At 61.6% G+C, this 20,221-nt stretch carries 16 protein-coding genes; 3 read left to right on the forward strand and 13 right to left on the reverse strand.

All coding sequences use genetic code 11. From position 1 onward, the window contains the following. Positions 1 to 161 precede the first annotated feature (161 nt). On the forward strand, positions 162 to 1,247 hold the full coding sequence (locus tag EFR00_RS18500) for an AbrB family transcriptional regulator (RefSeq protein WP_077992989.1): 1,086 nt from the start codon (positions 162 to 164) through the stop codon (positions 1,245 to 1,247). Positions 1,248 to 1,261: 14 nt separating this feature from the next. On the opposite strand, the gene EFR00_RS18505 is transcribed toward EFR00_RS18500, so the two are convergent. After that, a complete protein-coding gene (locus tag EFR00_RS18505) occupies positions 1,262 to 2,155 on the reverse strand; it encodes an AraC family transcriptional regulator (protein ID WP_077992990.1) in 894 nt (297 codons plus the stop codon). Positions 2,156 to 2,200: 45 nt separating this feature from the next. On the opposite strand from EFR00_RS18505, the gene EFR00_RS18510 reads away from it, so the two are divergent. Then, positions 2,201 to 2,608: a DUF2000 family protein gene (locus tag EFR00_RS18510; protein WP_077992991.1), complete on the forward strand. Its 408-nt coding sequence runs from the start codon at positions 2,201 to 2,203 to the stop codon at positions 2,606 to 2,608. 101 nt (positions 2,609 to 2,709) lie between these two features. On the opposite strand, the gene EFR00_RS18515 is transcribed toward EFR00_RS18510, so the two are convergent. From EFR00_RS18515 to EFR00_RS18570, 11 genes are all read right to left on the reverse strand, one after another. After that, on the reverse strand, positions 2,710 to 3,375 hold the full coding sequence (locus tag EFR00_RS18515; RefSeq protein WP_004673336.1) for a YiaD family glycine zipper/OmpA-like lipoprotein: 666 nt from the start codon (positions 3,373 to 3,375) through the stop codon (positions 2,710 to 2,712). 250 nt (positions 3,376 to 3,625) lie between these two features. Next, positions 3,626 to 4,624 carry a flagellin N-terminal helical domain-containing protein gene (locus EFR00_RS18520; protein ID WP_077992992.1) on the reverse strand — a complete coding sequence of 333 codons (999 nt, stop codon included), beginning with the start codon at positions 4,622 to 4,624 and terminating at the stop codon, positions 3,626 to 3,628. A 270-nt stretch (positions 4,625 to 4,894) separates the two neighbouring features. After that, the gene (locus EFR00_RS18525; protein ID WP_077992993.1) at positions 4,895 to 8,050 is read right to left on the reverse strand and encodes an efflux RND transporter permease subunit; all 3,156 of its coding nucleotides are present in this window, start codon (positions 8,048 to 8,050) and stop codon (positions 4,895 to 4,897) included. Beyond that, positions 8,047 to 9,246 (reverse strand): efflux RND transporter periplasmic adaptor subunit, encoded by a 1,200-nt coding sequence (locus EFR00_RS18530; RefSeq protein ID WP_077992994.1) that lies wholly within the window; start codon positions 9,244 to 9,246, stop codon positions 8,047 to 8,049. The genes EFR00_RS18525 and EFR00_RS18530 overlap by 4 nt, the downstream gene beginning before the upstream one ends. A gap of 274 nt (positions 9,247 to 9,520) precedes the next feature. After that, positions 9,521 to 10,432 (reverse strand): adenylate/guanylate cyclase domain-containing protein, encoded by a 912-nt coding sequence (locus tag EFR00_RS18535; RefSeq protein ID WP_077993001.1) that lies wholly within the window; start codon positions 10,430 to 10,432, stop codon positions 9,521 to 9,523. Between the two features lie 122 nt (positions 10,433 to 10,554). Next, positions 10,555 to 10,968: a type II toxin-antitoxin system VapC family toxin gene (locus tag EFR00_RS18540; RefSeq protein WP_077993003.1), complete on the reverse strand. Its 414-nt coding sequence runs from the start codon at positions 10,966 to 10,968 to the stop codon at positions 10,555 to 10,557. Next, complete coding sequence (locus EFR00_RS18545) at positions 10,965 to 11,228, reverse strand: antitoxin (protein ID WP_010061195.1); 264 nt, start codon at positions 11,226 to 11,228, stop codon at positions 10,965 to 10,967. The genes EFR00_RS18540 and EFR00_RS18545 overlap by 4 nt, the downstream gene beginning before the upstream one ends. 78 nt (positions 11,229 to 11,306) lie before the next feature. After that, positions 11,307 to 12,857: a SpoVR family protein gene (locus EFR00_RS18550; RefSeq protein ID WP_039620973.1), complete on the reverse strand. Its 1,551-nt coding sequence runs from the start codon at positions 12,855 to 12,857 to the stop codon at positions 11,307 to 11,309. Then, positions 12,854 to 14,128, reverse strand: coding sequence for a YeaH/YhbH family protein (locus EFR00_RS18555; RefSeq protein WP_038690084.1), 1,275 nt, complete (start codon positions 14,126 to 14,128; stop codon positions 12,854 to 12,856). Before EFR00_RS18555 ends, EFR00_RS18550 begins: the two co-directional genes overlap by 4 nt. Before the next feature lie 12 nt (positions 14,129 to 14,140). Continuing rightward, positions 14,141 to 16,084: a PrkA family serine protein kinase gene (locus EFR00_RS18560; RefSeq protein WP_038690085.1), complete on the reverse strand. Its 1,944-nt coding sequence runs from the start codon at positions 16,082 to 16,084 to the stop codon at positions 14,141 to 14,143. Between the two features lie 377 nt (positions 16,085 to 16,461). Further along, positions 16,462 to 16,938, reverse strand: a complete 477-nt coding sequence (locus EFR00_RS18570) for a VOC family protein (protein WP_077993004.1) — start codon at positions 16,936 to 16,938, stop codon at positions 16,462 to 16,464. Between the two features lie 249 nt (positions 16,939 to 17,187). On the opposite strand from EFR00_RS18570, the gene EFR00_RS18575 reads away from it, so the two are divergent. Next, positions 17,188 to 19,668: an ATP-dependent helicase gene (locus tag EFR00_RS18575; protein WP_077993005.1), complete on the forward strand. Its 2,481-nt coding sequence runs from the start codon at positions 17,188 to 17,190 to the stop codon at positions 19,666 to 19,668. Between the two features lie 24 nt (positions 19,669 to 19,692). Here the strand turns inward: EFR00_RS18575 and EFR00_RS18580 are convergent, their stop codons facing one another. Then, entirely contained in the window at positions 19,693 to 20,040 is a 348-nt protein-coding gene (locus tag EFR00_RS18580; RefSeq protein ID WP_077993096.1) for a hypothetical protein, read from the reverse strand. Positions 20,041 to 20,221 lie beyond the last annotated feature (181 nt).

Here is a 20,221-nt window from a genome sequence, read left to right on the forward strand (position 1 = left end):
CACCGAGAAGCCAGATTTCGCAATTGACCGCGTCCGGGGCACCCCTCTATACCGGGGCCTGCGCCAGCCGGCCGTTGCTGCCGGCCTCTCTTCGTCACGCCGGAGCTTCCTCCCCCCTTCAGCCTCAGGGCTTGGCCCCGGCTATGAAAGATACGGGACACATGCCATCCAGCCGCCTGCTGCGCGAATCCGGCCTGCCGAAATGGGCGCTGTTGCTGGCGCTCTCGACCGCCTTCACCGTCTTCCTCGAGCTCTTCGGGCTGCCCGCCTCGCTGTTGATCGGACCGATGGTCGCCGCCATCGTGCTGGCACTGACCGTCGGCAAGGGAAAGCTTCGCGTGCCGGCCTGGCCGCTGCAATTCGGCCAGGTCCTCGTCGGCCTGATGATGGCCCGCACCATCACCCCCGACATTCTCGGCACCATGGCGAAGGATGCGCCGCTCTTCCTGCTGTTCATCTTCTCGGTCATTGCTATTGCCACCGGCCTCGGCTGGCTGCTGACGCGCTGGCAGGTGCTGCCCGGAACGACCGCCGTCTGGGGCTCCTCGCCGGGCGGCGCCTCGGCCATGGTCATCATGTCGGAAGCCTATGGCGCCGATGCCCGGCTCGTCGCCTTCATGCAATATCTGCGAGTCGTCTTCGTCGCCGTTGGCGCCTCGGTGATTTCACGCCTGTGGGTGGCCGCCGACGGCGCCGAACCGCCGCCGCTTATCCTCTTTCCCGAAGTCGACTGGCCTGCCCTCGTAACGACGGTCGCCTTCGCCGCCCTCTGCGCCTATACGGTGCGGCGCCTGCGTATCCAGGGCGGGATGATCATCGTGCCGCTCTTTCTCGGCGCCTTCCTGCAAGGGATCGGCCTGATGAAGATCGAGCTGCCGATGTGGCTGCTCGCCCTCGCCTATGCGCTCGTCGGCTGGAGCATCGGCTTGCGCTTCACCCGCTCGATCCTTTCGCATGTGGCGCGCGCCCTGCCGAGGGTATCGGCCTGCATCGTGCTGCTGATGGCGCTCTGCGGCTGCATGGCCGTTGCGCTCCATGTCTTCGCCGGCATCGACCCGCTGACGGCCTATCTCGCCACCAGCCCCGGCGGCGCCGATTCCGTCGCCATCATCGCCGCCTCCAGCAATGTCGACGTACCCTTCGTGATGGCGATGCAAACCGGCCGTTTCCTCGTCATCCTGCTGATCGGCCCGACCCTCGCCCGCTTCATCGCCCGCCGCTCAGGGCTCGCGGAAAATCCCGTATAGGACGCACGCCTGTCCTATAGCCGGGCCGGCGACACTTTCCGATTTTCGGAATTATGCGCCAGCGCCGCCCACTGCCCGGGCGTCATGCCGTAGGCCTTCTTGAAGTGGCGGTTGAGATGGCTCTGGTCGGCAAAGCCCGTTGCCGCCGCCGTGTCCGAAATGCCCTCACCGGCACCGATCATGGCGCGAGCCTGCTGCAGCCGCCGCATCAGGAGGTAGCGATGCGGGCTCGTGGCGAAGGCCGCCCGGAAGTGCCGCGACAGTGCAAAACGATCGAGCCCAGTGACCGCTTCCAGTTCGCCGGAATGAACCGGCCGTGTGGCATGCGCTTCAAGATAATCGCGCGCCGCCCGTGTCTGCCGCCAGGCGATGGCCCCGAGCGGCCGGCGCGGCAACCGCGCGTGCCGTGACAAGCCGCCCGTCACCCGCGACACGAAATCGTCGACGAAGAGCTCGTCCAGCTCGCGGTCGAGTTCGCCGAGCGCGGCAAGTAGCACGCCGGCCAGCGCCGGATCGCCGATGACCGGTTCATCGACGAACGGCAGGCCAAGGCCCTCCGCCTCCAGGCATTCGAGCAGCAGCGCCGGCTCCAAATAAAGCATGCGGTATTGCAGCCCGTCCTCCGTTCCCGCCCCGCCGTCGTGTTCCTCGTCGGGGTGCAGCACGATCACCTGCCCCGGCAGGCTGAAGCGCCGCTCTCCGCGATAGCGAAAGGTCTGCACGCCTTTCACGGTGACGCCGAGTGCATAGGTGTCGTGCCGGTGCGGCTCGAACGCATTGCCGGAGAATTGCGCGCCGATGCGCTCGATGCCGGGAAAGGCGGGTGCGGTCAGAATGCCGTTGCCGGATGGTCCCGTGCACAAACGTTCAAGACCTTCGAAGATCTGCGGCTGTAGAAGCTGGCTCAACGCCCTAGACACCCCGTATTCCATGCATAGGTGAAAGACTGTCCAATGTTTGATACCAAAATTGCCGTCGTCCTGCGAAACAATCTTGCCGGCTGGCAGAAGCTGAACGTCACCGCGTTCCTGATGACCGGCATCGCCGGCAGGCATCCCGAGATTATCGGCGAGGCTTACGAGGACCGCGTCGGCAATCTCTACAACCCGCTGTCCATCCAGCCGATCATCGTGCTATCGGCCGACGAGGCGACGATGTCGGCAATCCACCGCCGCGCGCTGGAACGCGATGTCACCGCCTCGCTGTTTATCGAGGAGATGTTCGCGACCGGTCACGACGCCGCCAATCGCGCCGTCTTCGCCGAATATGCGCCCGACGATGCCAAGGTCGTCGGCATCGCGCTACGCGCCGACAAGAAGATCGTCGACAAGGTCACCAAGGGCGCGACGATGCAGCATTGAACACATGTCAGCGGGCCCGGCACAAGATGCGAAGCACGTTGACGCTTTAAAAGAAAAGGCCGGGAGCGACCCGGCCTTTCGTACACTCTGTCGGCACAGGCTCAGCCCTGGGTGATCGGCGCGATCTGGATTTCGACGCGGCGGTTCTGGGCGCGGCCCGCCTCGCTTGCATTGGAGGCGACCGGCTGGGACGGGCCGAAGCCGACGGCGGAGACGCGGCGCTGGTCGATGCCCTGGCCGCCGAGATAATCGGCAACCGAAAGCGCACGGCGCTGCGACAGATCCTGGTTGTGTTGCAGGCTGCCGGTCGAATCCGTATGGCCGTTGACGTCGATCAGCGTCCGATTGAACTTGCGCAGCACGATCGCCACCGAATTCAGCGTCGGATAGAAGCCAGGCTTCACCGCATCCTGGTCGACGTCGAAGGTGATGTTCGAGGGCATGTTGAGGATGATGTTATCGCCGTTGCGGGTCACCGAAATGCCGGTGCCTTCGAGCTGGGCGCGAAGTTCGGCTTCCTGCTGGTCCATATAGTTGCCGATCGCACCGCCGGCGAGCGCGCCGATGCCGGCGCCGATCAGCGCCGCATTGCGCTTGCCGTGCCCGCCGCCGCCGACGGCGACACCGACGAGAGCGCCGCCAAGCGCACCGAGCGCCGCGCCCCCCGCCGTATTGGAAACCTTCTGTTCACCGGTATAGGGATCGGTCGTCGTGCAGGCGCTGAGATAGCTTGCTGCGACAGCCAGAAGTATGAATTTCTTGATCATGGACAGGACGGTCTCCGTTCAAAGCTGATGCGAGCAAATGGCAAGGATTACGGCAAGAAAATGAAGAGGTTCCCTTGATAGGAGAATTTCAGGCGCCGAAATAGCAGCCATGTTGCTTGAATGCGCGGATATCACCAGTTTTAGCAACTCGATCAGGATGACGGGCAGCAGTCGCGACGATCAGCCCTCATGGTAAGGAAGCTCGGGGCGTCTCGAACCACGAGGGCGGGTAGCTGGGTGATCTCACCTCTTAGAAGTTCTGGAACAGCTGCCGCACCGTATCGTAGGTCGCGTTGGCGATGTTCAGCGACTGCAAGCCGAGCTGCTGCTGCGTCTGTAGCGCCTTGAGCTTGCTGGCCTCCTCCTCCATGTCGGCATCGACCAGCCGGCCGATGCCGGCGGTGATGTTGTCGTGCAGTTTGGCGGCGAAGTCGTTTTGCAGCTCGATGCGTTTTTCCAGCGCGCCGAAGGCCGAGCCAACCGTCGTCAGCTGCGTCAGCGCCGCATCGACGACACTGATCATCTCGCCGATCTGCCCTTGCGTCGTCGCGGCCGATAGCGAAATGACGACCTGGCCGGCGGTGGTGCCGTTCTTGCTGGTCATCAGCACGTAATTCTGCGAGGTCCCGAGTTCGCTAGCGAAATGGGCCGAGGTCAGGACGCCGTATTCGCCGGAGCCGGTCGCCCGGTCATCGATCAGATAGCGCGCATCCTTGGAGCTCGTGGCTCCAACCGGCGTATTGTCGATATGGTAGCTCAGCATGCCGACTGAAACCGTGCCGTCGGCATTGCGGATAAAGGAGGCCGGAATTTGCCGCGGTTGCGTCGGCGTGGCGTCGTTGTTGAGGACGACCCAGTTGTCGCTGTTGAAGGTCGCCGATTCAGAGACGCTACGCAGCTGCTCCTGCAGTTGCTTGAGCTCTTCGTTGATTTTCGTCTTGTCGACCCCATCCTCGGTCGCGGCGACTAGCTTTGCTTTGATCTCTGAGACAACGTCGACGACGTTCTGGACGCCGGTATAGGCGGTACCCATCGTCGCCGCCGCCATGCCGAGCGCATCCTGAATTGCCGAGACCGCCTTGTTGTCGGTCCGTGCGGTGGTGGCGATCGACCAGTAAACCGCATTGTCGGCCGCTTTCGCCACACGCATGCCCGTCGTGATGTGGTTCTGCGTGACGGTCATATTGCGGTTGATATCGCGCAGCACATGGAGCGCCGCATCGATGGAGACGCGCTGATAAATACTCACGGGAACTAAACTCCAAAAACACAACAGAACGCAACTGAACCAGGAATGAACCATCCGCGCGGACACTCATGTCCGGGGTCGCTGAATCCAGCGCGTTGCGGCCTTCGAGAAACGGAGAAGACCAGTTGGTTCCTGGTCACGATCATTGCCGCTTATACTTAACAAACGGCTAATCTTCAGACGAAATTTATCTTATTTGGCAAGGCTTGATATACCATAACAAACCCCGCCGAATGGGAATCCGGCGGGGGATTCAGTCTGATGCAAGCCTCATTCTGCGGCTTGCAGCTGCTCTTCGTCTGGTGCGGCGCGAGGCCGGGTGGCGACCGTCATCTCCTCGTGCAGGCGCGCTTCCTCATGGGCGTGCGGCTTGGCGAAGCGGGCAAGCAGCAGATAGGCGACCGGCGTGATGAACAGCGTTACCAGAGTCGCGAAACCGAGACCGCCGACGATCACCCAGCCGAGTGCCACGCGCGCCTCCGCACCTGCGCCATGGGCGAAGACCAACGGCACGCCACCGAGAATGGTGGCGATCATCGTCATCATCACAGGGCGAAGGCGCAGCGCGCAGGCCTTCTCGATCGAGGAGCGCACGTCCTCGCCCCTGTCGCGCAGCTGATTGGCGAATTCGACGATCAGAATGCCGTTCTTGGCCATGACGCCGACGAGCAGCACCAGGCCGATCTGGCTGTAGATGTTGAGGCTGGAGCCGGTGATAACAAGCGCGAAGACGGCGCAGGCAAGGCCGAGCGGCACCGTTGACATGATGATCAGCGATGACAGCACGCTTTCGAACTGCGCCGCCAGCACCAGGAAGATGATGACGATGGCGAAACCGAAGGTCAGCGCCATGCCGTTCGAGTTCTCTTCCAGCGTCGCGGCTTCGGCAAGCGGCAGCAGGCGCGCGCCCGGCGGCAGCAGCGGCTCGGCGAGTTCGGTCACCTGCTTGACGGCATCGCCGAGCGACATGTTGTTCTTCAGGCCGGCTGTGATCGCGACGGAGGCGAGCTGCTGCTCGCGGTTCAGCTGCGGCGCAACCGAGCCTTCCTTCATCGTGGCGATGACCGACATCGGCACGATCTTGCCGTCGCCTGTCTTCAGGAACACGTTCTCGAGATCTGTGGGATCGTCGATAGGCCGCGTCGTCGAGGTCAAAAGCACGGGATAGGACTCGCCGTCGACGAAGACGTCGACCACCGAGCGCCCTTCGAGCAGTGACTGGATCGCCGTCGAAAGCCCGGTGATGTCGATGCCGAGGTCTGAGGCGCGCTCGCGGTCGATCGCCACCGATACCTGCGCTTGGCTCGGTTCGTTGGTCAGGCGCGGCGTATCATATTGGCCGGTGGCCTCGAGCGCCTGCACCAGCTTGGCGGCCGCAGCAGTCAGCGCCTCGTGATCATTGCCGACCAGCGCCATCTGCACGCCGCTGCCGGCGCCGCGAATACGCAGACTGTTGGAGGAGATCGCGTTGCCGCGCAGCGCCGGCACCTTCGCCGCCGCCTGGTTGATGTCGGCGACGATCTCGGCCTGAGTCCGGTGGCGTTCACCCCAGGGAGCGAGCGTCAGCACCATGAAACCGCTATTCAGCGAACCGCCCTGGCCGGAGATCGAAAAGACGTTGCGAATGTCGCCGCTGTCGACCAGCGGCTGCAGATATTCCTCGACGAGCTGCATCTTGTCGCGGGTATATTCGAGGCTCGATCCCTGCGGCGTCGTCAGCCGCATCATCACCATCGACCGGTCCTCTTCCGGCGTCAGCTCGCTCTTGACCGTGGAAAAGGCGATGACCGCTGCACCGGCAAAGATTACCGAGAACAGGATGACGACCCCGGGCGCGTTGAGACAGCCATGCAGCGCCCATTTGTAGAGACGGGCAAGCGCGCCGCCGAAGCGGCCGAGCGCACCGTGATCCTCAATCATCGGCTTCGTCAGCATGCGCGAGGCGAGCATCGGGCAGAGCGTCAGCGCCACGATCGATGACAGCCCGACCGAGAAGGCGAGCACGAAGCCGAATTCGCGGAACAGGCCGCCGACCTGTCCCGGCAGGAAGGAGAGCGGGATGAACACGGCCGCCAGCGTCGCGGTCGTGGCGACGACAGCGAAGAACACCTCGCGCGTGCCGAGCACGGCGGCCGCGCGCGGCCCCATGCCCTCGGCGCGGCGGCGCACGATGTTTTCGAGCACAACGATCGCGTCGTCGACGACGAGGCCGGTCGCCAGCACGATGGCGAGCAGCGTCAGAATGTTGATCGAGAAGCCGACCATGTAGATTGCCGCCAGCGTGCCGATCAGCGCCACCGGCATGCTGACCGCCGGGATCAGCGTCGCCCGCCAGTCGCGCAGGAAGAGATAGATGACGGCGGTGACGATGACGGCGGCGAGCACCAGCGCCAGCACCACCTCATGGATCGCGCCCTGGATGAAGACGGCGTCGTCGCTGGTGATGGCGATCGTCGTTCCCTCCGGCAGCGTTTTCGATAATTGCTCGACGGCGGCCTTGATGCCGGTCGAGATATTCAACGTGTTCGATTGCGCCTGGCGGATGATGCCGAGGCCGATGCCGGGCTTGCCGTTGGAGCGCAGTGTCGTGTCACCGTCGCGCGGCCCAAGCGTCACCGTCGCGACGTCGCCCAGCCGGACGCGGTCCTGCAGCATAACATTGGAAAAATCCGCCGGCGTCTGCAGGTTGGCGGTGGCGCGCACGACGATATCCTGCGTCGCACTCTTCAGCGAACCGGCCGGCACATCGAGCGCGGCATTGTCGAGCGCCTTCGTCAGGTCGCCGATGGTGAGCCCGCGGCTCGCCAGCGCGCCCTGATCGACATCGACGCGGAAGACCTTCTCCTGGTCGCCATATTCCTCGACGTCGGCCACGCCGTCGACGGAAGCCAGCCGATCGATCACCTCGTTCTCGACGAGCTGAGTCAGGTCGTCCATGTTGAGGTTGGTGGAGGTGACGGCAAGGCGCATGATCGCCGAGGAATCCGAATCCGCCTTGACGATCTGCGGCGCATCCGCCTCGTCGGGCAGGTTCTGGGTGATGCGGCCGATCGCATCGCGCACGTCGTTGGCGGCGACTGCGAGATCGATCGCATCGGAAAATTCGAGCGTCACGCGGCTCTGGCCGAAGGAAGAGGTGGACGAGATCGATTTCAGGCCGCTGACGCGGGCGACTGCACCCTCGATCACCTTGGTCAATTCCTGGTCGATCGTCTGCGGCGATGCACCGTCGAAAGTGGTGCGCACGGTGACGACGGGACGGTCGACATCCGGCAGCTCGCGCACCTCGACGCCGACATAGGCCGCGAGGCCGGCAACGACCATCAGCGTGTTGAACACCAGCGCCAGGATAGGCCGGCGAACGAAAAGCGCGGTGAAGCTCTGCTTTCCCGACGATCCGCCCTGATGAATCTCGGTCACGCTCATTGGGTCGCGACCTCCGCATTCGCGGCGACATCGGCGGAAACACGCACCGCCCCGCCCTCACGCACGCGCTGCAGGCCCTGCGTTACGATCTTGTCACCGTCCTTGAGATCGCCGTTGACGAGAATGAAGTCGGGATTGCGTTGCACAACGCTGACCCGCACCTTATGCGACTTGTCGTCAGTCACCTGCCAGACGAAGGAGCCTTGCGCATCCCACTGCACGGACTGCGGATCGACCGCCGGATATTTGTCGCCGGGGAATTTCATGCTGACGCTGAAGGACATACCGGCGCGCAGCTCGTCCGACGAGTTGTCGATCCGGGCGCGCAGGCGCAGCGTGCGGCTCGCTGCATCGATGCGGTTATCGACGGCCTCGATCACGCCCGAGAACATCTGCCCCGGCTTTGCCACCGACATCGCCTCGACCGGCTGGCCGACCGCCACCGTATTGGCAAAGCGCTCCGGCACCCAGAAATCGACAAGGATTTCCGAACGGTCGTCGAGGGTGACGATCGGCGTCGTCGTCGTGACGTTGTCGCCGATATTGACCGGCACGATGCCGACGATGCCGTCGATCGGCGCCACGATATTGCGCCGCGCGAGATTGAGCTCGGCCGCCTGCAGTTGCAGGCGGGCGCCCTGCTCGGCGATCTCGGAATCGAACACGTCCATGCGCGACACGCTGGACTGGATGTTGTGATAGAGATTGGATTTTTCGACGGCGGCCCTAACCGCCACATCCGCCTGACCGCGGGCGATCACCTGCTCCTCGCTGTCGAGCTTGGCCAGCACCTGGCCGGCCTTCACCCTGTCGCCCGACTTGATGAGAATCTCGCGAATCGTCCCGGATGCCTGCGGCGTCACGGCAACCGAGCGGATCGCGTCACCTGTGCCGATGGCGTTCAGCCGATCGTTGACGACGCCCTGGACGACAGCCTCGGTCGCGACGAGAATCGCGCTGTTGCGCCCGCCGCCACTGCGGCGGTTCTGCCCCTGGCCCTCGCCCTGGCTACGCCGCTGGCCCTGCGCCCCAGCATCTGCTGTCTCTTCAGCCTTCGGTGCGATCTTGGAAACGAGGCTCTCTGGAATGCCGGCATCGCGCATCATATCGCCGGCACCCGGCATAAAGAATACCCATGCGGCAAAGCCGGCAATAATGACGATGAGCGAAAGTACGAACTGCTTCCAAAAGGCCATTCACGTCTCCGGAGGGACTCGAGGTTGGACCAGGGTCGGTCGAAAGAGGCGCTGTGGGGTCGAAGTCCCCCAGGGATCAAGAACCCTGTTGATGCGACAATATCGCGCGTTTACAGCTTAACGGCAAGCATAAGCACCCGGCATTACCGATTTGTAATATCAGCAAAGAATGGAAATCACCGCGTCGCTCACTTTTGCTTGAACAAGCTTGCAAACGTCTTGACGAAGCCGGGTTCCAGGCAAGATTGCTCAGCGCAACCAGTGCCGGTGAATGTCACCGACGCATTGACCACCGCAGGCCGAGCACCGCCGCCAGCCCCAGCACAGGCCACACCGCCCAGAAGCGTCCTTCCCAGGTGAAGAGGTTGATGCCGATGATGCCGAGTGCCACGATCACCAGCGCCGCGAGCTTACGATCGAAGAGGGTCTGGCCACGGTTCCAGGCCAGCGCCGCAACGACGGCGAGCGCAAGCACGGGAAAGCGCGCCCAGAAAACGCCCTGCCACGACAAAAGATTGATACCGATCAGCACGGCGGCGATGACGCCGAGCATGGCATACAGTCTTCGTCCGCCCGGAGCCGGACTTGTCTCCGCCCTGACCGCGGCCGCCGGCAATGGCCGGGCAGCGGCAGGCCGCTCGGCAGACGGCGCCTCGTCACTGCCGTCGCCGATCCTCACCGCATAGCTCGGCACGCCTTCCTCGACATTTTTGACCATCAGCGGCCCGAGAAATTCGAAACCGACGGCCACCTTGTTGCGAACCTGGTCGTACACCGTACTCGATATAACGATTCCGCCCGGCGCCGCCGAGGCCTGCAGCCGCGCGGCGATGTTGACGCCGTCGCCATAGATGTCGTCGCCCTCGACGATCACATCGCCGAGATTGAGGCCGATACGGAACAGCATGCGCCCGTCGTCCGGGCGGCGGGCGTTGAAGCCGGCAAGTTCGTTCTGCGTGTCGACGGCTGCACGCACGGCCTCGACCACGCTCGGGAAATCGGCGATCAGCCCATCGCCCCAGGTGTTGACGACACGGCCGCCATGGCTTTCGATCAGCCGCCCCATCGCCTCCCGGCAGCGCTTCAGCGTTGCAAGCGTCCCCTCCTCGTCGGCTCCCATCAGCCGCGTATAGTCCTGCACGTCAGCACAGAAGATCGTCGTCAGCTTGCGCCGCGTTTCACCCATGGTCCTTCGTCTCCGCGCTGTCCGACCCGGAGGGATCGCAACGACAGCAGATTACGAAGGCTTTGCCTTTGTTGCCACCGGTAATTGCTGATCGATCATCCATCATTCCTGATGTAAGCGGTTCAGCTTCTTCCGCCCGTCCAGTCATCGACCTTTAAAGGCTCAGAAATGTGAGCGAAAGCCTTGTCACGCGTGACGAGGGTTGCCGCGGTCGCGACGGCATGAGCGGCAATCATCATGTCCAGGGGCGCCAGAATCGTGCCTTTGGCTTCACAGGCGGCGCGCAGGTCACCATAGGTTCGCGTGACGTCGTGATCCCAGGGGAGAACATCGACCCTGAGAAGGAATTGCCTTACCCGCTCGGATAGCGCCTTCGGATAGCCTCGCTTGGCAAGACCGTAGAGCAATTCCCCTTCCGTGATCGATGAGATGACGATCTCGTCCATTGGAAGCGTCGCCAGTCTTTTAAGTATCTCCGGCCGATCGCCTTTGATGACATGACTGGCGATATTGGTGTCGAGCATCCATGCCGTCATTCCTTCCAACCTTCGAACGGATCCCGATCTTGCGAAGGTTGGCGACGATCGGCCGGTCCAAGGAAATCGTCCGGAATCGGATCCTTCCGATGGAGTTCGAAAAGGCCATCCCATGAATCCGGCTTGCGCGATAATATGACATCACCGGTCTTCGGATCACGACGAACGAACACTTCGCTCTCCTCAAAGCGAAACTCCGCAGGGAGCCTCACCGCCTGGCTGCGGCCGGTCGTAAAAATCTTAGCCGTTTTCGTTGCCATGACAGCCTCTCCATTGCGATAGCTATCGTGATATATATCAGCGACTAGCAACAGACAAGCATGCCACCGGTGCCGCGATTATTGAACGATCTTACGCGGGCTCGCCGTGTGCTCCCTCGCCACCGTACTGGAACCGTCGATTTCCTGGAGCAAGACGTCGTAGCCCCAGAGATCGGCGAGATGCTGCAGGACAAGCTTCGTGTCGTTTTCCTGAAGATAGCAGCCGTTCATGACGATATGCTGCAGCAGCAGCCGGCGATCGCCGGCGAGGTCGACATCGACGATATCGATTGCCGGATCGGTCCAGCCGATATCATATTCGCGGGAGAGCTGGCGGCGGATGCGCAGGTAGCCCCGCTCATTGTGGATCGCCGAAACCAGCACACCCTCGGCCTGTTCCGGATCGTCGTAGAGATGGAAGAGCCGCAATTGCCGGATGAGGTTCGGGCTCAGGAACTGGCTGATGAAACTCTCGTCGCGGTAATTGGCCCAGATGTCGCGCAGGACCGCCATCGCATCGCCGCGGCCGGCGATGTCAGGGAACCACGTGCGATCCTCTTCCGTCGGCTTCGTGACGATCCTCTCGATATCCTGCATCATCGCAAAACCAAGCGCATAGGGATTAAATCCCGAGAACCGTCGATCGTCATAGCTTGGCTGGAAGACGACATTGGCATGCGACTTCAGAAATTCGAGGAAGTTCCCGTCGCTGATCTGCCCCCGCTCGTGAAGCCGGTTCATGATCTGGTAGTGGACGAAGGTTGCGGTTCCCTCATTCATGACCTTCGTCTGCCGCTGGGGATGGAAGTATTGCGCGACATGGCGGACGATGCGAAGAATCTCGCGCTGCCAGGGCTGCAGTCGCGGTGCAGATTTCTCAAGAAAATACAGTATATTATCCTGAGGCAGGCCGAGCGCGGCGCGACGCTTCTCCAAGCCGATGTCACCGGCCTTTTTCGCCTTGCCGACGGGAACCGTGCGCCACAGGTCGTTGAACATCTGCTCTTCGTGGGCGCGGCGCTCCTGCTGCCGCTTCTCCTCCTGACGAAGATCGATGGCGGTCTTGCCCGCGTACCGATGCACCCCGTGCGACATCAGCGCATGCGCTGCATCAAGCGTCCGTTCGACTGCCGTCTCGCCGTAACGTTCCTCACAACGCGTGATATAACCCTTTGCGAAGTCGAGGTAATCGAGAATACCCTCGGCATCGGTCCAAAGCTTGAAGAGATAATTGTTCTTAAAGAAGTGATTATGACCGAAGGCGGCATGGGCGGTGACAAGCGTCTGCATCGTCGCCGTGTTCTCCTCCATCAGATAGGAGATGCAAGGGGAGCTGTTGATGACGATCTCGTAAGCGAGATCGCGCATACCGCGACGGTAGAAGGTCTCATGATGCGCGAAGTGTTTACCGAACGACCAGTGCCGGTAAAAGAGCGGCATGCCGGTTGAGGAATAGGCATCCAGCATCTGCTCCGACGTAATGACTTCGATCTGGTTCGGATAGACGTCGAGGCCGAGTTCGCCGAGGGCGATCTCCTCGCAGGCATCATGAATGCGCTGCAGTGTTGCGAAGTCCCAGTCGGCCCCCTCGAACAAAAGCCGGTCTCTCGGCCTCACCGTCATGGTCATGGCGTCACCTTTGACTGTGCGTCACGTTTCTGGAACAGGTCGTGGAAAACAGGGAATATCTCGCCTCGCCGGCAGACTTTCCGCATCGACAGCGGCAGCGGCTCGGAACGGATCCCGTCATAGAGCATCCACAGCGGTGACCGGGATATGGATGAATCCCCGCCTTCCTCACCGACTTCGATATAGGCGAAATACTGGCACAGCGGCAGAATTTCGCGCAACAACTGCCCGGTCAGGTTTCCGTCCGAATGGGCGTTATCGCCGTCCGAAGCCTGGGCGCCGTAGATGTTCCACTCGGCCGGATCGAAGCGCGCCGCGATGATTGCCCGCATCGCCGCAAGGGCGCTGGAAACAAGCGTGCCGCCCGTCGCCGGACCGTAGAAGAAGGTTTCCTCGTCGACCTCTTCGGCCCTGTCGGTATGACGGATGAAGACGATTTCCACTTTCTTGTAGCGTTTCGACAGGAAAAGATAGAGCAGCAGATAAAACCGCTTGGCCAGGTCTTTCATGTGCTCCGACATGGAGCCCGAGACGTCCATCAGGCAGAACATCACTGCCTTCGCCACAGGCTTCGGCTCGTTTTCGAAGCGGCGATACCGAACGTCGAGCGGATCGATATAGGGAATGCGCCGGCTTTTCTCCGTCAGCGATTTTAGCTTTGCCTCAAGCGCCAGACGGCTCTCGTCGTCCTCGCATTCCTCGATCTGCCGCTGCAGCGCTTCGATTTCCTCGCGGCGCGGACGGCCAAGCGCGACACGGCGCATCATCGCAAGCTTCGTCGTGCGGCCGACGGCGATGTTGGAGGGCGATCCCGAAACCGAATAGCCGGCCCGGAACGGCGTTTCCTCCTCGGTTTCGGCTAGACGCCGCTTGGCGAGATCGGGCAGTTCAAGATCGTCGAGGAACACATCGAGGAATTCCTCCCGCGTCAGGACGAAACGGAAGCCGTCCTCACCATCGCCTTCGCCCGCATCCTTTGGTTTTCCACCCCTCCCGCTCGGCGGCCGCGGAATGATGTCGCCTTCGACGAAGGCCCGGTTTCCGGGCAGGATGTGATCGGCAATACCGCCCTCACCCCTGCGCAGGCTCGGTTCGGCCATCCCATCGATCGGCAGGCTGATCTCCCCGCCGTCGAGCACGTCTCGAATGTTTCGGTTTTGCAGCGAACGTTTCACCGCCTGCTGCACGGCTCCCTTCATGCGTCGAAGGAACCGCTGACGATTTTCCAGACTTTTACCGCGCGGATTTAGCCGCCGGTCGACAATGTGCATAATGGCTCCGCATTAACTTGCCTGTTTGACGCGCATGTACCATTCGACAAGGCGCCGAACCTGCCGCTCCGTGTAACCTCGCGCGGCCATGCGCGAGACGAATTCGCTATGCTTCTTTTCGGTTTCCGAATCCTTCTTCGATCCGAAGGAAATGACCGGCAAAAGATCCTCGACCTGAGAGAACATACGCTTCTCGATGACTTCCCGGATCTTCTCGTAGCTCGTCCACGACGGATTTTTTCCGCCGTTGGCTGCCCGCGATCGCAACGAGAACTTGACGATCTCGTTGCGGAAGTCCTTCGGATTGGCGATTCCAGCCGGCTTTTCGATTTTCGTCAGTTCCTGATTGAGGAGCTCGCGGTCGAGAAGCTGGCCGGTATCGGGATCCTTGAAGTCGACATCTTCGATCCAGGCATCGGCATAGTCTACGTAGCGGTCGAACAGGTTCTGTCCGTAGTCCGCATAGGATTCAAGATAGGCCTTCTGGATCTCGTTGCCAATGAACTCTGCATAACGCGGCGCAAGATCGGCCTTGATGAATTCCAGATAACGCTTCTCGACATCGTCGGGAAACTGCTCGCGACGGATCGCCTGTTCCAGCACATACATCAGATGGACGGGATCAGCGCCGATATCCGTGGTGTCGTGATTGAAGGTGGAGGCGAGCACCTTGAAGGCGAAGCGGGTCGATATCCCGTCCATGCCTTCGTCTATGCCGGCAGCATCCCGGTATTCCTGAACGCTGCGGGCGCGCGGATCGCTTTCCTTCAGGCTTTCGCCGTCATAGGTGCGCATCTTCGAGAAGAAGGTCGAGTTCTCATGCTTGCGCAGGCGAGAAAGCACGGAGAAACGCGCCAGCATTTCGAGCGTTGCCGGTGCGCATGGTGCATCCGCCAGTTCGGATCCCTCGATCAGTTTCTCGTAGATTTTCTGTTCCTCCGTCACCCGGAGGCAATAGGGCACCTTGATCACGCAGATACGGTCGATGAAGGCCTCGTTGTTCTTGTTGGCCTTGAAGGTCTGCCATTCCGCCTCGTTCGAATGCGCGAGGACGATGCCGGAGAAGGGTATGGCACCGATATTTTCGGAGCCGATATAGTTGCCTTCCTGCGTTGCCGTCAGCAGTGGATGCAGCATCTTGATCGGCGCCTTGAACATTTCGACGAATTCGAGAATGCCCTGGTTGGCGCGGTTGAGCCCGCCGGAATAGCTGTAGGCGTCGGGATCGTTCTGCGAGTAGGTTTCCAGCTTGCGAATATCGACCTTACCGACCAGCGAGGAAATGTCCTGGTTGTTCTCGTCGCCGGGCTCGGTCTTGGCGATCGCAATCTGGCGCAGCCGCGAAGGTTGTATCCTGACCACGCGGAATCGGGAAATATCGCCGCCGAAATCGTCGAGCCGCTTCAGGCACCAAGGGCTCATCAGCCCGTTCAGGCGCCGCAGCGGGATGCCATACTGCTCCTGGAGGAGCGAGCCCATCGTCTCAGGATCGAAGAGGTTGAGCGGGCTCTCGAACACGGGACTGATCTCGTCGCCCGCTTTCAGCACGTAGATCGGATGGACCTCCATCAACTGCTTCAGCCGCTCCGCCAGCGATGACTTGCCGCCGCCGACCGGGCCGAGCAGATAGAGAATCTGCTTGCGCTCCTCGAGTCCTTGCGCCGCGTGCCGGAAGAACGAAACAATGCGTTCGATGGTCTCTTCCATGCCGTGAAAGCCGGCAAACGCTGGATAGACCCTTATAGTCCGGTTCATGAAGATCCGGCCGAGGCGCGCATCCCTGGCGGTGTCGACCATCTGCGGCTCGCCTATGGCAGCGAGCAGGCGCTCCGTCGCATTCGCATAGGCGATCGGTTCTTTTTTACAGAGGTCGAGATATTCCGAAACCGAGATGTCGGTCTCGCGGCGCGCTTCATAACTGCGCGTGAACGCATCGAATACGGATTCACTCAGCATGGGACCTCCATTAAGGTTATGCCGCAGGCTCTAAGCCGTATAACCATCGAGATGGCCACGGCGTTCCTAAGAATCAATAGTTTCGTAGGTATATTCGACGCTCACCGGCTGTTTGTGGCAATGCACAAAAAATTGCATGCACCGGTATTTTTTTACTCTACGAAACTGTTTCATATTGTAGTTGAGAAAAGGCCCATCGCGATATCAGCACATTTAGCGACGTGACATGACTGTCAAAAAGGTGTGCAATGGCGCCGGTGATTCGAGCTGCGGGAAATCGGCGGCCGACAAGCCCGGTCGGTACGGGTGGCGAATCGCGCTCTCTTCCTCCGACAGAATAGCACGGGCGCATCGTGACCACGCGCCCGCCCGCGCCGTCAGCCGTTGAACGCCTTTTCCAGCGCGGCGATATCGATCTTGACCATGCCGAGCATCACCTCGCTCACCCGCCTCGCCCGCTCGCGATCGCTGTCAGCGACCATTTCCGAAAGCACCCGCGGCACAATCTGCCAGGAAAGACCCCAGCGATCCTTCAGCCAGCCGCAAGCCTCAGGCGTGCCGCCATTGGCGAGAAAAGCATCCCAGACCCGATCGATCTCGGCTTGGCTTTCCAGCAAAACCGCGATCGAGAAGGAGTGATTGAAGCTGTCGAGCGGGCCGGCCTTCATCGCCAGGAAAGCCTGGTCGCCGAGGGTGAACTCGATCAGCTCGACGCTGCCGGGAGGACCGCTCGGCGTTTCCGCCGGCAATATAGTCGTGCGGCCGATCCTGGAATCGGGGATGATGGATATGTAGAATTCGACAGCTTCGCGCGCTTGCTCCGCGAACCAGAGATTTGAGATGACCTTCGGCATGAAACTTCCTCCTGATGGCTTTCGGCGGGATGATCCGGATCGTTGTTCGATGATCCAAGGACGTCGATCCGGCGCCGGCGCCGACAGCTGCCGCATAAGTTTTTCGGCAGTCGCCGCGGTCCCAGCCGCCACATTCCGATCCGTTGCCGCAGTGCCGTGGCGGCGAACCGCCTGGGATCGCGGCAGTCCGGGAATGAAAGCAGAACATCTTTTCTGGTCTTTCCCTCCCGAATCACTACATTACGCGCCATGAGCAATAGTTTTGACGACATCCCCTTCTTCGACGAAGAGCCGGGCGAAATGGCGCGCAAGCCGCAGCCGCCTGCCGCACCCGCCGGAAGGGCGCCCGCTGCCGGCGGCGGTATCGCCGCCCGCGCCATGGCGGCGCGAGACGGCGGCAAGCGACCGGATTACCTCGCGGGCCTCAATCCCGAACAGACGGAAGCCGTGGAAACCTTGGAAGGTCCGGTTCTCGTCCTTGCCGGCGCCGGCACCGGCAAGACACGAGTACTGACCACGCGCATCGCCCACATCCTCAATACCGGCCGCGCCTTCCCATCGCAGATTCTCGCCGTCACCTTCACCAACAAGGCCGCCCGCGAGATGAAGGAGCGCATCGCGCTCCTCGTCGGTGGCGCCGTCGAGGGCATGCCCTGGCTCGGCACCTTCCATTCGATCGGCGTCAAGCTTCTGCGCCGTCACGCCGAACTCGTCGGCCTCAGCTCCGATTTCACCATTCTCGACACCGACGACGTCGTCCGCCTGATCAAGCAGCTGATCCAGGCCGAAGGTCTTGACGACAAGCGCTGGCCGGCCAAGCAGTTCGCCGGCATGATCGACACCTGGAAGAACAAGGGTCTCGGCCCGGCCGATATTCCCGAAGGCGACGCGCGTGCCTTCGCCAATGGCCGCGGCCGTGATCTCTATTTCGCCTATCAGGCGCGCCTGTCGACGCTCAACGCCTGCGATTTCGGCGATCTGCTGATGCATCCGATCGCGATCTTCCGCAAGAACCCGGATCTCCTCAAGGAATATCACGGCCGCTTCCGTTATGTCCTCGTCGACGAGTATCAGGACACCAATACCGCACAATATATGTGGCTGAGGCTACTTGCCCAGCGCAGCAAGGGCGAGCCGCAGAATGTCTGCTGCGTCGGCGACGATGACCAGTCCATCTACGGCTGGCGCGGTGCCGAGGTCGACAATATCCTGCGCTTCGAGAAGGATTTCCCCGGCGCCAAGGTGATCAAGCTCGAGCGCAATTATCGCTCGACCGAACATATCCTCGGTGCGGCCGCCCATCTGATCGCCCATAATGAAGGCCGCCTGGGCAAGACGCTGTTCACCGACCGCGCCGATCCCGACGACGTCAAGGTGCAGGTCCACGCCTCCTGGGATTCGGAGGAGGAAGCCCGCGCCATCGGCGAAGAGATCGAGCAGCTCCAGCGGGGCAAGCATCTGCTGAACGACATGGCGATCCTCGTGCGCGCCTCCTTCCAGATGCGCGAGTTCGAAGACCGCTTCGTCACCCTCGGCCTCAATTACCGGGTCATCGGCGGCCCGCGCTTCTACGAGCGCTTGGAAATCCGCGATGCCATGGCCTATTTCCGCCTGGTCGCCCAACCGGCCGACGACTTGGCTTTCGAGCGCATCATCAACACGCCGAAGCGCGGCCTCGGCGACACGACGGTGCGGGCCCTGCATGATTATGCCCGTGCCCGCGACATCCCGATGCTGGCGGCGGCGGCCGACATGATCGAGACCGACGAGTTGAAGCCGAAGGCGCGCAAAGCCCTCTTCGACGTGATTCAATCTTTCCGCCGATGGCAGGAACTGCTTGAAAACACACCGCATACCGAACTTGCCGAGCAGATCCTCGAGGAGTCCGGCTATACCGATATGTGGAAGAACGACAAGAGCGCCGAAGCGCCCGGGCGCCTTGAAAACCTGAAAGAACTGATCCGCTCGATGGAGAGCTTCGAGTCGATGCGCGGTTTCCTCGAGCACGTCTCCCTCGTCATGGATGCAGAGACCAACGAGAACCTCGACGCCGTTTCGATCATGACGCTGCATTCGGCCAAGGGCCTGGAATTCGATACCGTCTTCCTGCCCGGCTGGGAGGAAGGCCTGTTCCCGCACCAGCGCTCGCTGGATGAAAGCGGCCGCGCCGGCCTGGAGGAGGAACGCCGGCTGGCCTATGTCGGCATCACCCGCGCCAAGCGCCGCTGCCACATCTGGTTCGTCTCCAACCGCCGCATCCACGGCCTCTGGCAATCGACGCTGCCCTCGCGTTTCCTTGACGAGCTGCCGGAAACCCATGTCGAGGTCGCCGAGATGGAGCAGAGCTACGGCGGTTACGGCCGCGGCGGCTACGGCCAGTCCCGCTTCGACAAGGCCGAACCTTTCGCCAACTCCTATTCCACGCCCGGCTGGAAACGTGCCCAGGCCAACAAGACCGATGCCACGCGCGACAACTGGGGCACCCGCTCCGGCCACGCCGTCGAACGCATCGGCTATGGCGAAAGCGGCCCGAAGGGACGCACGATCGATGGCGAGCTGGTGGCGAAGTCGACCTCGTCGGAGCCGTCGCGCTTCACCCTTGGCGATCGCGTATTCCACATGAAATTCGGCAATGGCAACATTACCGGCATCGAAGGCAACAAGCTGACGATCGACTTCGACCGTGCGGGGCAGAAGCGGGTGCTGGACGGTTTCGTCGAGCGCGTCTGACCGCGTGACGAACCGCAGGAACAGTCACCCGAACATCCGCATACTGCTGAGCCCGAGGATATCGTTCAGCAGAGCGATCCCCATTCCGATGGCGACGATCGACAATCCGATCAGGAACAGCCGACGCGCCCGGTCGTATTTGACGGCGAGCAGCGAGTCTCGCGCCAAAAGATCGGCAAACACCTTTACCTGAATGGCGATGCCGACGGTCAGGAATGCCATCGGCAGCAGATCGACGGGGCTCCAGTCATTCGGGTTGGAAACCCACAGACTGATGAAGTTGAGCGAGAAACCAAGAATGATTCCGGTTGCCGTTAACGATCCGTTGCGGAAGGTTGCATCGATCTTTTCATCTGTCTGGGGTTCGGACATGGGTCTCGGTCTCGGCTGGCTGCTGAGGCAAGAAAGGCAGAAATCGGGGCGGCCGACAAGGCCGCCCTCTTTGCCGGACGCAACCGGCACCTATCGCATTGGTTGAATTAGCAAATTCTTTTCCGCCGACTGCTACCAACAGTGTAAGAATTAACGCTTGCATGCGGGCTTCCGGGAATTC

Source organism: Rhizobium sophoriradicis, from assembly GCF_003939025.1.
Lineage (GTDB): Bacteria > Pseudomonadota > Alphaproteobacteria > Rhizobiales > Rhizobiaceae > Rhizobium > Rhizobium sophoriradicis.

What these genes read in the sequence shown, in the direction of transcription:
- EFR00_RS18555 (WP_038690084.1), bottom strand. Translation starts at nt 14,128, where the DNA reads ATGCACATTGTCGACCGGCGGCTAAATCCGCGCGGTAAAAGTCTGGAA.
- EFR00_RS18545 (WP_010061195.1), bottom strand. Translation starts at nt 11,228, where the DNA reads ATGGCAACGAAAACGGCTAAGATTTTTACGACCGGCCGCAGCCAGGCG.
- EFR00_RS18570 (WP_077993004.1), bottom strand. Translation starts at nt 16,938, where the DNA reads ATGCCGAAGGTCATCTCAAATCTCTGGTTCGCGGAGCAAGCGCGCGAA.
- EFR00_RS18530 (WP_077992994.1), bottom strand. Translation starts at nt 9,246, where the DNA reads ATGGCCTTTTGGAAGCAGTTCGTACTTTCGCTCATCGTCATTATTGCC.
- EFR00_RS18500 (WP_077992989.1), top strand. Translation starts at nt 162, where the DNA reads ATGCCATCCAGCCGCCTGCTGCGCGAATCCGGCCTGCCGAAATGGGCG.
- EFR00_RS18525 (WP_077992993.1), bottom strand. Translation starts at nt 8,050, where the DNA reads ATGAGCGTGACCGAGATTCATCAGGGCGGATCGTCGGGAAAGCAGAGC.
- EFR00_RS18540 (WP_077993003.1), bottom strand. Translation starts at nt 10,968, where the DNA reads ATGACGGCATGGATGCTCGACACCAATATCGCCAGTCATGTCATCAAA.
- EFR00_RS18515 (WP_004673336.1), bottom strand. Translation starts at nt 3,375, where the DNA reads ATGATCAAGAAATTCATACTTCTGGCTGTCGCAGCAAGCTATCTCAGC.
- EFR00_RS18560 (WP_038690085.1), bottom strand. Translation starts at nt 16,084, where the DNA reads ATGCTGAGTGAATCCGTATTCGATGCGTTCACGCGCAGTTATGAAGCG.
- EFR00_RS18550 (WP_039620973.1), bottom strand. Translation starts at nt 12,857, where the DNA reads ATGACCATGACGGTGAGGCCGAGAGACCGGCTTTTGTTCGAGGGGGCC.
- EFR00_RS18575 (WP_077993005.1), top strand. Translation starts at nt 17,188, where the DNA reads ATGAGCAATAGTTTTGACGACATCCCCTTCTTCGACGAAGAGCCGGGC.
- EFR00_RS18580 (WP_077993096.1), bottom strand. Translation starts at nt 20,040, where the DNA reads ATGTCCGAACCCCAGACAGATGAAAAGATCGATGCAACCTTCCGCAAC.
- EFR00_RS18510 (WP_077992991.1), top strand. Translation starts at nt 2,201, where the DNA reads ATGTTTGATACCAAAATTGCCGTCGTCCTGCGAAACAATCTTGCCGGC.
- EFR00_RS18535 (WP_077993001.1), bottom strand. Translation starts at nt 10,432, where the DNA reads ATGGGTGAAACGCGGCGCAAGCTGACGACGATCTTCTGTGCTGACGTG.